Raw genomic sequence first — 13188 nt, forward strand, 5'->3', positions numbered from 1 at the left:
TTTGCTACTAACCTAGCATTTTTTCAATAGGTAATACTAAAATTGAACTTGCGCCTAACTGTTTTAGTTGTTCCATGGTTTCCCAGAACAGAGTCTCGGTACTGACTAAATGTACCGCAACTATATCGTCAGTTGATGCCAACGGTAATACTGTCGGGTGTTCTGCACCTGGAAGAAGAGCTATGACTGCATCTAGTTGAGATTTAGGTGCGTGTAACATGATGTATTTGCTTTCTTTTGCTTGCATTACACCTTGAGCACGAACCATTAGACGGTCAACCAATGCTTGTTTGTCTGCTGATAATGCTGATTTCGCTTGAATTAACACAGCTTTAGAGTGGAAGATATCTTGTACTTCTTTAAGGCCATTGGCTTCAAGTGTGGCACCGGTAGATACCAAATCACAGATTGCGTCAGCAATGCCTGCACGCGGCGCTACTTCAACGGAACCATTAAGCATCACTGATTTAAAGCTTACACCATGCTCATCTAAATAACGTTTCAGTAGTTCAGGGTATGACGTTGCAATACGTAAGCCTTCAAGTGATTGAGGTCCTTGATAGTCAAACTCTTCCGTCGCCGCGATAGATAAACGGCAACCACCAAATGTCATACGCTTAAGCAGTTTATATTCTGCAGGCTCTCCAAGACGTTGACGCTCTAGTTCTTTTTCTTCTAGTTCGTTTTCGCCAATGAAGCCAAGGTCAGCAACGCCATCCATAACTAAACCTGGAATGTCATCGTCACGTACACGAAGTAGGTCAACTGGCATGTTTTCACAGTGTGCGATCAGACGTTGTTCGCGCATGTTAATTTTAAGCCCCATAGCTTTTAGTAGATTTTGAGATTCAGTGCTAAGACGGCCTGATTTTTGAATCGCGATTCTTAGTCTTGGTTGGTCATTTTTTGTGTCTAACATAGTCATCCTTAAACCTTGTCAAAATAATTGTCTGTAAACGAAAAAACCCCCGAAAGTTAAATCTTCCGAGGGTTTTTCTAAATGAGTTCCGGAAGTTTGCATGCATACACCTCCAGTTAACAGCCTGAAAGCTAATCAAATATGATGATGGTGATGCACGTTTACTTTCAGGTTGTTATTCATATATTTTATCCAGTTAGTATGTTGTTACTAATAAGTGTGGTTGAGTTCACAATAGCAATCTAGGATAAAATTGCAATGATTTTTTAACTATTAGTTATAACTATTATTTATAAAATGTTTATATTAAACACAACAGTAATCAAACATAGAGTGATTATTCATTTGAATAAGCAAGATCGATATCTTTGTTCATGTGTAATTTAAGGTTTTCAAGATTGATATTTGCTTTCACAAAATAACTTGGAGAAAGCTCGATTGCGCGTTCAAGAAAGTACTCAGCTTCACGATAACGACCTTCCAATATTAAGAAGTAACCGATGTCATTATAAGCATGCTCAGTTGGCATCACTTGTTTTAATGTTTGCAGTGCTTTGCTATACATTCCTTTACGTACATAAACTAGGCCTAAATCTACCCAGGCTCTTGAAAATTGCATATCAAGATCGATAGCTTTTTTAAAATTTATTTCCGCTTCAACAAAATTACCCACTAGGTAATGGGAGTATCCGATGTTCGTGAATAAAAGCGGGTCCTGTGGTGTGATTGGTTTTATTAAGTTAAACAATGCCATTGCTCTATCGTGATCACCCTTAAGATCATGAATAACAGCTAGTCCCATGTAAGCTTTTACTGGGGATTGTTTATCAAGCGCGAAATAAGTATTTTTGGTGTTGGCTTGGCTGGCAAGGCGCAGTTGATCAGTGGCTATCGCTTTAGTTAATAAAACCAAAGCATCTTGTTTATTCCTTTGGGCTAAATAGATAATACCAAGTTGAGTTTGAGCGAATACATGCGATGGTTCTACTTTAAGTACTTGTCTAAATGCTTTTCTGCCTAGTTCGGTATTTCCCTGTTTTACTTCGAGTAAACCAATTTTATAAAATACTGCAGTATTGGTCATTGCTATTGTTGGTTTTTCTTCATCACTCGGCTGAATTTCTAATGCTTTGGCATAGAGTACAATGGCTTTATCAAATTGGCTATTTTGTTCAGCAGAGACAGCCTGCGTAAGCGTGGTTTCTCTTGTGTCAGGCGGTATGTCTGAAAAGTCGAGTTGATTATTACTGCTGGTGGTTGTACAACCAGATAACATCGTCAAGCCAATAATTGCACATAACCAATTATTAATTCCATATGATTTTTTTATCAAAATGCTTCTCCCCAAACGGCCATGACTTTTAAAACTGCAGGTCCGATAGCGACAATAAAGAACGAAGGCCAAATACAGCACATCATAGGAAAAATCATTTTAACGCCTAACTTTGCTGCATTTTCCTCTGCTGCCTGTAACCTTTTCTCACGGTATTCATCAGAATAAATACGAATTGTTGCCGCTACACCGGTACCTAGTCTTAAACTTTGTACTATAACCGAATTTAGTCCTCTAATATCTTCTAGACCTGTTCTGTCGCTAAATTCTTTTAGCGCTTGCTGTAGAGTAAGCCCATATCTAACTTTACTACAGACTAGGTTCAGCTCAAATGATAGTGTCGGGTGGGCTAGCTGTAATTCTTTTGCAACACGCTGAAATGATTCCAGTAATCCTAGTCCTGATTCACAACATACGATAAGTAAGTCTAGTGCATCGGGAAAGAAACGTTTTAAATCAGTCATTCTACGCTCGGCAATTTTCTTTAATATTATACCGGGTAGAAGGTAAGCGGTTCCCAGTACAAAGGCGATTATATAGACAACTGTCGTTGTTGAATAAGTTGAAATGTTATTGATTAAGGCAACAACTATCCCGCCACTAATTAATAATAATAATAGTTTAATTGAGTTGAATATTTTGAGTGCATCTTGAGAGTGGAAGCCTGCATGAATAAGTAATTTTTTAGTCGATGAATCACCTTGATAATTCTTATTGATGAAGGGGATATGTTTTAATTTATCAATAGTATGCTCTAGTGATGACTCATATTCTTTGGCTAAATCATCATGCGCTGTTGATTCCTTAGAGAGCTTGCTTAATTGTTTTTTAACTGGTGAGTATAAACCCGAAATCAATGATGACAGTGCAATAGCTAGTGTGATACCTGCTACGCCAGCTACCAGATAAATAGCCCATTTCATCATGTCGGGGTCGGTAAACGTGGTTTCAAAAAGCTGTATAATTTGATTCATGATTATACCTCAATCTTAATTAATTTGCTTATCCACCATATTCCAACCAACATGCCAATTCCGCCCCATTTAAGTAAGTTTAAACCCTCGGGGGTATTAATTAGGATACTGGTGTAATCAGGGGATGACATATAAAGTACTGCAAATAAAACGAAAGGTGTTAAAACTAGCACCCAGCCTGAAAGGCGACCTTCAGCTGATAATGTTTTTACACGACGTTTGAAGGTAAATCTTTGCCTAATTATTCTCGATAAGTTATCTATATTTTCTGCGAGGTTACCACCAGTCTCTTTATGGATCGACACTGAACTGCAAAAGGCCATTGCTGAAGTGCTAGGCACGCGTTTCACAAAACTTAGCAAGGCTGTATGTACATCATTACCGAAATTAATGCGGTTAAACATTAGTTTAAACTCATCAGATAATTCACCTTCAAGTTCTTCATAAACAAGCTTCAATGAATCACTAAAGGCATAACCCGCTTGTAAACCGCGCTTTAATACATCTAATGCTTCAGGGAATTGTTGCTCAATCCTTTCCATGCGTTTATTTATATTTCGGTTTAATATTAAGTGCATGATAGTAAAAACAGTGATAACAGAAAATACCGTAAATACAATGTCTAGAGTCACAAACCAAGCTGTTATGGCCAACACAAAAGATAATAAAATGGTCATTATTAGGTATTGATGGCCGAGCATTTTAGAACCCGATAGTTCCATCTTGTAGGTGTAACTGTAAACTAAAGGTAATGATTCTACCCACTGTAAAAAAGCGGGTAGTGTTTCAACTTTTTTATTAATTAAAATATCAGCTTGGGCTTCTTCATCACCGCCAGCTAATGAGGCGAGATGTTTACGTATATGTTTGGAGTTTGCTCGTTGTGGACTATAGACTGAGATAAAAAAACCTTGGAACAACAGTACAACAGCTACAAATACCAAGAGCAAAAACATGACTTGAGAACTCATAAATTCACCACTTAAAATCCGTTAGACAGCATATCCACAGTGAATAGGCTGTGAGGAATATTAATACCTTTATCTTTGAGTTTACGAGCAAAGGTCGGTACAACTCCTGTGGCAGCATATCTTCCCTTAATACTGCCATCGTCGTTTTTCCCTTCGCGTCTAAAAGTAAATATTTCTGACATTGTGATCATGTCACCTTCCATACCTGTTACTTCTTGGATGCTAGTAATACGTCGTTTACCATCTTCTTGGCGCTGTAATTGCACTACAACATCAATGGCTGAGGATATTTGAGTTCTAATGTTATGCACAGGCATATCAAACCCGGCCATGCAAACCATGTTTTCTAATCGGCCTAAACCATCACGTGGAGTGTTAGCGTGGAGTGTCGTCATGGAACCTTCATGACCCGTGTTCATTGCAGCCAACATGTCTATGGCTTCACTGCCACGTACTTCGCCGATCACAATCCTATCTGGGCGCATTCTTAAGCAGTTTTTGACTAACTCACGTTGACCTACTTCACCTTTGCCTTCAATATTCGCCGGTCTTGTTTCTAATCTAACCGTATGTGGTTGCTGTAGCTGTAATTCGGCTGAATCTTCAATGGTGATGATTCTTTCATCATTAGGTATATAGCCTGATAAAATATTTAACAGTGTGGTTTTACCACTACCTGTACCACCAGAAATTAATATGTTTAGCTTACCTAATACGGCTGCCTGAATTAGATCTGCCATTGGTTGTGTCATCGAACCGTAGTCGATAAGTTGTTGTGCTTGAAGTTTATCGACTGTAAAACGACGAATTGATAATGCCGGACCATCGAGAGCAAGTGGGGGAATGATAGCGTTAATACGACTACCGTCTTTGAGTCTGGCATCGACCATAGGTGATGACTCATCGATTCTGCGGCCTACACCCGATACGATGCGGTCTATGATGTTAAGTAAATGTTTATCGTCATAAAATTGAACCGATACTTGTTCTAATTTACCTGCACGCTCGACAAATATTCGGTCATAACTGTTGACTAGGATATCCGCAATTGTTGGATCTTCGAGTAGGGTTTCGAGTGGACCTAATCCTAAAATTTCGTCAGTGATTAATTTAATTAAAATTTGCCTAACCTCGAGGCTAATTGGTCTCGTCTGTTTATTCAGAAACTGATAGCAAGAATTAGCAATTTTTTCTTTGGCAACCTCTTCGGGTAAGGTTTCTAAAACGGAGAGATCAAGTTGAGTTAGCAATAGACCAAATATTTCTTGTTTGGTCTCCATATCGCTCGCAGTTAACATGCTGAAAGGGTCATTATTTTTGCTGTTGACAAATTCCATTATAGTCTCCGAAAAATTTTAGATAATAAGGTCGTTTTGACTGGAACCTCAATTGGGAATAACTCCCCGATAATATGTGATACTTCTTCCTGTATTACTTTATGGTCAGCTACTTTTAATAACGGTGAACCTGAATCAATGCCTGCATTGGCAAGTTGATAATTGTTACTAACGACATATAGCTTATCGATGTTTAATACTTTCTTAATATCATCGAGAGATATATTGCTGTTCTTAGTTGAATACCGATTAACGATAATATGCAATTTATCTGTATCTATCCCTAGGTGTTGGGTTAATTGTTGAATCAGTACTTTTGCTTCACGCAGATTGAGAATATTTTGTTGTACTACAATCAGAACTTTAGATGATAAATTCAATAATGGGATTGTGAAACGCTCAATACCTCGTGATAAGTCAACTAATACCAGGTCATGATTTAATTTAACCTTCCAGACAAGTTGGTCTAAATACCCTAAAGTTTGGCTATTTGTGTTTAATTGCGTGTAGGGTTTGCTGGCCAATAGACTTAGATTATCTCTTTTTTGCATCATTGATTTTATGGCTGTATTATCTAATTTATCTAATTCATTTAAGGCATCGGTTAAATAATAATTGGCATCAAAATTAAACGTGTCAGCAAGCGAACCATAATTTAGGTCCGCATCTATGATAGCTATCTCTTCGTTTGATATATTAGCGCTAATCTCACCTAGGCAACTGGTAATAAAACTGGCACCAGAACCAGGCTTGCCATTAATGACCGTGTATAGAGGCGCTATTTTACTTGTTTGAATTAATTCATTGGCAGAGTTTAGTAGTGAGTTAAACAATTCTTGCTCTACATCTTGCTGTGAAATAATGTCTTTTACTTTAAAGTGGACCGCAGTACGAATAACATCGTTACTTATGTTATCGGCGACTAAAATAAAATTAATGTCGTGTTTTGCAATTTCTTTTATATTATCTTTGGCTTTAAGGTCGTTACTATCTAGTACAAAGATAACTAAATTATGGTTGTTTACATTGCTATCTAATACTGTACAGTAATCAACTTTTAGATTTGTCACAGTCGCAAGATAAGTAGATAAATGCTGACGCATTGTTGGGTTTTGACAAATGACTAAACAATTTAGTGGGAAAGGCAACGCTAGTTTATCTCGATCTATCGGGGCGGAGTTACTTTCACTAAATCCAATTATATTATTTGAATTTTGGTTATTCATTTATGATTCCTTACCAATAAATAGTTAATTGTCGTTACTATAATTATGATGGTGTACATAACGTTGTCGTATGGGGGGTCACACCTAAACTTTCACTTGGTAGTGTTGTTGAGAATGAAGGTGAATTTAATGTGAGAAACAGTCCTGGAATTAATAGTTGGTGTTGATAATTTATAATATCTACTTTGACAAAATTAATAAAATTAGCGTCAACAGAACTTAGGACTTGAGTTCCGTCATCCATTAGGTAATGAATTTGTAGATTAGAGGACGATAGATTAGGAATTATTGCGTTATCATTAAATAGCGCTGTAGAAATCATGTCATCAAAAGCGACAATATTACTAGTATCTAAATAACACACTGTTGCTAATCTAGCCCCACGTCGTGTCACTTCAGTTAACACATTCCAAACAAAGAATAATCGGCCAATCTCTAAAACTGCAAATAAAAGTAAGAAAAATAAGCTTCCTATAATCGCAAACTCAACAGCGTATAAGCCTTGCTGTTTACTGTGGTTGCTTTTTATCATTAGAACGCCCTCATTGTATATGTTGATACGAGCGGAAAACTAATATCTATATCGTCACCTAGGCCAAAAGTGGTGAACATGTCCGAAAATAAAGGCTGCCATGGATAAGAAACATTTATGGTGACAAACGCACCTGATAAGCTTAAATCTATGGTACTAGCCGTTAAGTTAGGTAGTAGGGGGGTTACTGAGTTTGGACTACCATATTTTATATAGCTGATGACTTTAGTTTCGATACCAGGTTTTATTTCGTATACACCAGTACCGAGTTTGGCATTGCCTGCCAGATAACGTGATGCGTTACGGACAGTCTTGTTAAGGGCATTATATTGATAAAGCAACCTACCAAATTCAGCAGTAGCGAAAATCAACAGTAATAGAAAAGGCAGAATCATAGTAAATTCAATCGCTGCAAATCCTTGCTCATTCTTTCCTTTTGTACATTTATTGTTGCTTCTGGACTGATGCATAGTCCCTCCTAAGAATCTGAGCTTCCTGGTACATGGAATAATACAATTTTATACGGACCGTCGTTGTCTACTGGAGTTATTGAAGGAGTTCCACTGTCAGTACAGTTACCTCCGCTATTAATAAATTCACCGACAACATAGGATGTTGGCCCTGAACTACCCACTTTTTGAGTCATAAAGAAACATCCAATATCAAGAAAATCAAGATTATTGGCGCCATTAGTTGTACCAGTACACTCTGCGATAACGACTTGTAATATACGTCGTCCATAACTGGACCTCTGCAATCCGGCATCAGTTTCCGTAATGATATCCCCACTTGATATAGGGTTAACTGCATCACATGAACTGTTGGTTCCACTAGAAAACTGTGCGCTGTCTAAATCATAGTCGTTGTAAGTGTATGATTTAGAAGCTGCACTGGCTTCAAGGTCTAAACCGTCTACACCAAGGTCTATCGTATCTCCTTCGCATATGTTGCTGTCTCGTAGGTGAACCGTTGAATTGACAGGACCATGCCATTCACCCATTCGGGTATTTAGTCCTTGGGCTACAGGGCCTACTGTATTCCCTGGTTCTGTTGGTACTGATTGGTTACTTATGCCGGGCGTAAAGCAAGTTGTGCCTATGCTTGATTCACCAGCCATTGCGGCTCGGATATCTGCGGCCCCGGAATTAGAGCCAAGTCTAAGTAATTGGAAATTACCCGGGCCAATAGGTGAGTCTGCATTTGAACCAATTTTCATCAAATTTAGGCTATATTCTTTCAAACCATATTCATTAGCCCCGTCAACATTGGCGTTTGCAGTGTCAGCACAAACAACCATGGGAACTAAATCTTGATAACAATTGCTAATATCCGAGCTCGGACCTGATAATGCTGACGCGGACACCTGCTTATTGAAATTGAAAACATCAGCGAGAAAATTATCAAGTCCCAAATTTGTTAAAGATACTTTTACATATTTGGCGCTTTCATCATTATCGATAATAAAAGGATCTGGCTGTTGTGAAAATTCAACATTTAACTGAGCAGTCATTTGATCAAGCGTATTATCGACGCTAGATAGATCAATTGCAGCTTGTAATTCATGGTGATCGTTATGCAATATGTTCATCTGAATTATTGCAACGACAGCTGCTCTGGCTTGTTCATGAGTTGCGCCTTGATCTAATTCGGTCGCAGCATTTAATGCTGCAGAGTCGACTAAATTTTGTAACTTCCCCTTGTTTAGTAATAAATGGCCACCGTCCAGAGCGAGCGAAGCCATAGAAATGAGTGCAAATAAGCCCAGAGTGAACATAATGAGTACGTTACCGTTCTGTTTACGTTTTAAGGTTGTTATTTTTTTATTGCACATAATGTTGCCTTTCTATTTATTACTGGTAGATGGCTGTGAAATATCACGAGCTGATTTAGCTTCGTAAGCACTCTTATGGTATGACGTGATCACTTTTTCGCCGTATTTACCTTCAATCGCGTTGGTTATACCGTCATTTTTCACAGGGGCATCTGGGTCAAGGATTTGTATATCTTTCATATACTGTGTTGATGCAGACAATTCGTAATTTGGTTCTTGTACACAGCCGAATAAGAATAGGCTACAGAGCAGCATTAAGCTTAAATTTTTCATCATAATTCCTCTTAATTCTTTCTTACGCTATAAGTATATTTGGATACAAAGTTAATTGAGAGTATGACCATATTGTTGTTCTGTACCCCCAGAGCTTGGGACAATGCTTGATGGTGTGCCGGAATTGTCATTTGGGTTCTTTGTGGCTGAATCTTTATCTTGCTGGGTCATTTTCCCGAGTAAATAAAATTCCATATCAGATACGGGTACGAATCCGTCAGTAGGTAAGATCATACCTTCCTTATTAAAGGGTCTAACTAAGCGTGGTGTAACCATAATAACGAGTTCGGTTTGACCACTAATATACTCTTGGCTTGTAAATAGCTGCCCTAGAATCGGAATATCACCTAATCCTGGGAATTTAGTGACAGATTCACGAAGGTTATCACTTAGTAACCCACCTATAACTATGGTTTGGCCGTCGCCAAGCTCTACTGTGGTTGCAGTTGATCTTTTGACTAAAGAGGGAGTGATTGTCGTTGAGCCAGTTTCAATTGCTGAGATCGCTACACTATTAGCGTTACTTATTTCACTTACTAGCACTTTAAGGTTTAGGTTTATTTTACCAGAATCAAGTACTGTTGGTACAAAGCTAACACCAACACCGAAGTCGCGGTATTCAATTGTAACACCATCATCAGTTGAAACTGGCACGGGATACTCACCACCAGATAAGAACTCGGCAGACTGACCACTAAGTGCTGTTAGGTTCGGTTCTGCAAGCACTTTAGCTAAACCTTTAGTCTTTGCTACATCTAAAGCAACACTAAATAACATGTCACCAGTGAGATAACGTGCAAAAATATTAGTATCGATACCGCCTAAAATATTTGCAGGTACATTACCTGTCCCTGTCCCTATGCCACCAAACCCATCGGAACCGAATCCACCTATAACGGTATTTCCGTCCAAATTACGGCCAATTTCAGTGCTAACTTCAGCGACAGTCACTTCTAACATTACTTGTTGGCCACCACCGACTGACATCATGTTTACAACAGTGCTATTACTATCATCAACATTAGCTGCAGTTGCGTAGCCTTGGGCTATTTCTACTGCCGTACTCATTTTCATTAATGATGTAGCCTGTCCGCTAACGACTAATTGACCTTGTGACGTTTCTACACCTATATCTTCATTTGGCAAGTATTTGTGTAGGCGCTTTCTAAGACTATTTAAATCATGGGTAACTTCTAAGTTTTGTACGTCAACCAAGTTATCGTCTTTATCCCATACCATCATGTTCGTTGTACCGAGTTTTTTACCGACAATATATAGCTCACTACTACGCAAAATTAAGATATCCGCTATAGCTGGGTTACCTACAGATACACGGTGTATTGGTTGGTCCATTTGTAAATTCTTAGATTTGAAAATTGGGATCCTAACGCTGTCATCATCCAGTGCTGTTGGCCCGCCGGCAGAGACTGCACTGGCTAAGAATAAATTGGTTATGAAAATTAAAATAGCTAACGTCCATACATTATTCTTTGGCCAAGACTCAGGTTTATCAAAATGGGAGTTAATATTCATATTTATCACCTATTTATAGTCGAACAACTAAATTTTAAGTTGGACTGATTCTTGAACTGTACCGCGGATTATCTCGACTTTATGTTTACTGGCTCTCTGTTTAATGGGGCGTGGTTGAAATACTGGAGGAGCGATTTCAATGATGTCATCGTTATTGCTTTTTATTTGTTCATTACTAGCAAAATCGATGGCATTACTGTCTGTTGGGTTACGTAGTGCGAGTTGTAATCGACCTTTGTTACGAGCGGTCATCAATATTTCGGCTTGGTCTAGATTAACTTCAACTGTGATTGCGCGTACTATTTGCGGTTTATTTTCACCGGTTGTAGATGCTGCACGTTGATCAATTGCTAATATTTTAATATTTCTTAGAATTACTTCTGTATTTGCAGTACCTGAATTTCCGGTACTAGTATTTAAAATATCAACTCTGTTACCTGGTAATAAGAAACCCGCGACACCTACGACATCATCTACACGGATCGACACTGCCCGCATATTCTCCGAAATAAGACTTGCTAGCGTGCTACCTTCACCTTTAACCAGTAACCTTTCTAATCTGATAATATCATCAATATAAATAGTGTCTTTTGCGATCATTCCATAGATCTCATCAGGATTAGCAATTGTATTATCGGGTGACATAGATTCAGGTAAAACTTTCAACTCTACATGCTTAGGCGTAATAACCGTCCCTATGGGGATCACCATGGTTGAAAAGGCAATATATACTTGGTTCTCTGGTGCAGATTGTTTATTGGTATCTAACCAACTTTGCGCGATTAAAATTGCGCCAATCCCAAACATAATGGAGATTGCGACTGAGATTACGGGCTTTTTATTCATTTTAGCTACCTCTAATATTATTAGCTTTGACTAACAAAGTAGTGCTTCCAAGCAATGTCTATTAAGTTTTTTTCGACTTCATTTGGGAGCTCATTAAATTTAACTTGATCGCTGATGATACTGAGTAAATCACGCGGATAGCAGGGTAGAAATGGCTTGTTAGTCGTATAATGATATGTATTTAAAAGGTAATCGAATGTGACATCTGCACAAGTTAAATTAAAACTTTCGCATACATTACCCCAAAGTTTCTTGTAGCTATCGACTTCTAATGGTTGAAATTCAATTTTGTAACCTAAGCGACGTAGGAAGGCTTCATCGACTAGTTCTGCAGGGTTGAGATTGGTTGAGAACAATAAAATAAGTTCGAAAGGTATTTCGAAATGTACACCGTTTGGCAAAAATAAAAAGTCTCGACGTTCTTCGAGTGGGATGATCCAGCGATTAAATAAAGCTAACGGACTCATTTTTTGACGACCTAGATCATCCAATAATAAGATGCCGTTATTAGCTTTTAACTGAAGAGGTGCTTTATAGGTGCGACTACTTGGGTCAAAATTGACCTCTAACATATCTTCGGTAAGCTCACCGCCTGTCACGATTAACGGGCGTTGACATAACCGCCAGCGGGGGTCATGGCCTCTGTCTAGACTGAATAATGCGTCTGCTGGTGACTTGCTATCTTGTTCAGTGCTGAGTATGTGTACTTGCGGATCATATACTTGAATTATATTACCGCTTATTTCGATCGCCGAAGGGATTAATACATCATCGCCAAATAATAAATTTAAGTTACGGCAGAGGTAACTTTTACCTACACCAGGCATACCATAAATTAATATCGGCTTATTGGAGTTTAACGCAGGGCCGATGGCAGATGTTAATGCTTCTGAAAACATGAGTTCTGCAAATCTAGCTTGCATACGTTGTTTCGTAATTTGGGTATTTCTACTGGTTTGCTTAAGCACAATATCAACGTACTGGGTCAATGGAACGGGTGAAACACTAATATAGCCACTGGATTTTAAAGCTTTCTCAGCTTCTATCTCACCAATGTTTGATAAGGCATAGCGCATTTGTCCACTCGCTAAGCTTTGTCTATTTTCTATTAAAGCCGACTCTTTTGCGACGTCGATAAGTACTTGTACTATGCCTCCAGACAAGGCTAAAGCGTCTGCTAGTTCACGTATAGTGGCTACGTGCATAGAATGGATATGTTTAATTAATAATTCGGTTAAAAGTTGAGAGGGCAAGCCTGTTTCGCTAATTGTTGTGGGGCGCTTAGCTAAGTGCTCATGAGTACCATAATTTTGTTGTTCAGGTACTATTTCAGGAAAGAGGGGGGAGTCATAAGCGTTTAATTCCGGTGCGTTTTCTTGCAGCCCGTTGATTGATTGGTCCGTCATAATCATA

13 protein-coding genes and 1 other annotated feature are annotated in these 13188 nt (G+C 38.5%); all 13 genes read right to left on the reverse strand.

Features of this window, described 5'->3' with window-relative positions; all coding sequences use genetic code 11:
- Positions 1–7: 7 nt before the first annotated feature.
- The 13 genes from hisG to CXF93_RS10195 all read right to left on the reverse strand — a co-directional run bounded on the left by hisG (position 8) and on the right by CXF93_RS10195 (position 13181).
- Positions 8–919 carry an ATP phosphoribosyltransferase gene (gene hisG, locus CXF93_RS10135; protein WP_101063323.1) on the reverse strand — a complete coding sequence of 304 codons (912 nt, stop codon included), beginning with the start codon at positions 917–919 and terminating at the stop codon, positions 8–10.
- Positions 920–956: 37 nt separating this feature from the next.
- Positions 957–1076: a sequence feature (His leader region), on the reverse strand.
- A gap of 180 nt (positions 1077–1256) precedes the next feature.
- On the reverse strand, positions 1257–2252 hold the full coding sequence (locus CXF93_RS10140; protein ID WP_101062402.1) for a lipopolysaccharide assembly protein LapB: 996 nt from the start codon (positions 2250–2252) through the stop codon (positions 1257–1259).
- Entirely contained in the window at positions 2249–3226 is a 978-nt protein-coding gene (locus tag CXF93_RS10145) for a type II secretion system F family protein (protein WP_101062403.1), read from the reverse strand. The genes CXF93_RS10140 and CXF93_RS10145 overlap by 4 nt, the downstream gene beginning before the upstream one ends.
- A 2-nt stretch (positions 3227–3228) precedes the next feature.
- Entirely contained in the window at positions 3229–4197 is a 969-nt protein-coding gene (locus CXF93_RS10150) for a type II secretion system F family protein (protein WP_101062404.1), read from the reverse strand.
- Between the two features lie 11 nt (positions 4198–4208).
- Entirely contained in the window at positions 4209–5534 is a 1326-nt protein-coding gene (locus CXF93_RS10155; RefSeq protein WP_101062405.1) for a CpaF family protein, read from the reverse strand.
- Positions 5534–6760, reverse strand: a complete 1227-nt coding sequence (locus CXF93_RS10160) for a hypothetical protein (RefSeq protein WP_101062406.1) — start codon at positions 6758–6760, stop codon at positions 5534–5536. Before CXF93_RS10160 ends, CXF93_RS10155 begins: the two co-directional genes overlap by 1 nt.
- A 43-nt stretch (positions 6761–6803) precedes the next feature.
- On the reverse strand, positions 6804–7292 hold the full coding sequence (locus tag CXF93_RS10165; protein ID WP_101062407.1) for a TadE/TadG family type IV pilus assembly protein: 489 nt from the start codon (positions 7290–7292) through the stop codon (positions 6804–6806).
- On the reverse strand, positions 7292–7762 hold the full coding sequence (locus CXF93_RS10170) for a TadE/TadG family type IV pilus assembly protein (protein WP_101062408.1): 471 nt from the start codon (positions 7760–7762) through the stop codon (positions 7292–7294). Before CXF93_RS10170 ends, CXF93_RS10165 begins: the two co-directional genes overlap by 1 nt.
- Before the next feature lie 8 nt (positions 7763–7770).
- A complete protein-coding gene (locus CXF93_RS10175; protein ID WP_101062409.1) occupies positions 7771–9123 on the reverse strand; it encodes a pilus assembly protein TadG-related protein in 1353 nt (450 codons plus the stop codon).
- 12 nt (positions 9124–9135) lie between these two features.
- On the reverse strand, positions 9136–9399 hold the full coding sequence (locus tag CXF93_RS10180; protein ID WP_101062410.1) for a hypothetical protein: 264 nt from the start codon (positions 9397–9399) through the stop codon (positions 9136–9138).
- Positions 9400–9447: 48 nt separating this feature from the next.
- Positions 9448–10929, reverse strand: a complete 1482-nt coding sequence (locus CXF93_RS10185; RefSeq protein ID WP_101062411.1) for a type II and III secretion system protein family protein — start codon at positions 10927–10929, stop codon at positions 9448–9450.
- A gap of 27 nt (positions 10930–10956) precedes the next feature.
- Complete coding sequence (gene cpaB, locus CXF93_RS10190) at positions 10957–11775, reverse strand: Flp pilus assembly protein CpaB (protein ID WP_101062412.1); 819 nt, start codon at positions 11773–11775, stop codon at positions 10957–10959.
- A 20-nt stretch (positions 11776–11795) separates the two neighbouring features.
- Complete coding sequence (locus CXF93_RS10195; protein WP_101062413.1) at positions 11796–13181, reverse strand: AAA family ATPase; 1386 nt, start codon at positions 13179–13181, stop codon at positions 11796–11798.
- Positions 13182–13188: the final 7 nt, after the last annotated feature.

The organism is Moritella sp. Urea-trap-13 (assembly GCF_002836355.1).
Classification (GTDB): domain Bacteria; phylum Pseudomonadota; class Gammaproteobacteria; order Enterobacterales; family Moritellaceae; genus Moritella.

What these genes read in the sequence shown, in the direction of transcription:
- hisG (WP_101063323.1), bottom strand. Translation starts at nt 919, where the DNA reads ATGTTAGACACAAAAAATGACCAACCAAGACTAAGAATCGCGATTCAA.
- CXF93_RS10145 (WP_101062403.1), bottom strand. Translation starts at nt 3,226, where the DNA reads ATGAATCAAATTATACAGCTTTTTGAAACCACGTTTACCGACCCCGAC.
- CXF93_RS10150 (WP_101062404.1), bottom strand. Translation starts at nt 4,197, where the DNA reads ATGAGTTCTCAAGTCATGTTTTTGCTCTTGGTATTTGTAGCTGTTGTA.
- CXF93_RS10155 (WP_101062405.1), bottom strand. Translation starts at nt 5,534, where the DNA reads ATGGAATTTGTCAACAGCAAAAATAATGACCCTTTCAGCATGTTAACT.
- CXF93_RS10160 (WP_101062406.1), bottom strand. Translation starts at nt 6,760, where the DNA reads ATGAATAACCAAAATTCAAATAATATAATTGGATTTAGTGAAAGTAAC.
- CXF93_RS10165 (WP_101062407.1), bottom strand. Translation starts at nt 7,292, where the DNA reads ATGATAAAAAGCAACCACAGTAAACAGCAAGGCTTATACGCTGTTGAG.
- CXF93_RS10170 (WP_101062408.1), bottom strand. Translation starts at nt 7,762, where the DNA reads ATGCATCAGTCCAGAAGCAACAATAAATGTACAAAAGGAAAGAATGAG.
- CXF93_RS10175 (WP_101062409.1), bottom strand. Translation starts at nt 9,123, where the DNA reads ATGTGCAATAAAAAAATAACAACCTTAAAACGTAAACAGAACGGTAAC.
- CXF93_RS10180 (WP_101062410.1), bottom strand. Translation starts at nt 9,399, where the DNA reads ATGATGAAAAATTTAAGCTTAATGCTGCTCTGTAGCCTATTCTTATTC.
- CXF93_RS10185 (WP_101062411.1), bottom strand. Translation starts at nt 10,929, where the DNA reads ATGAATATTAACTCCCATTTTGATAAACCTGAGTCTTGGCCAAAGAAT.
- cpaB (WP_101062412.1), bottom strand. Translation starts at nt 11,775, where the DNA reads ATGAATAAAAAGCCCGTAATCTCAGTCGCAATCTCCATTATGTTTGGG.
- CXF93_RS10195 (WP_101062413.1), bottom strand. Translation starts at nt 13,181, where the DNA reads ATGACGGACCAATCAATCAACGGGCTGCAAGAAAACGCACCGGAATTA.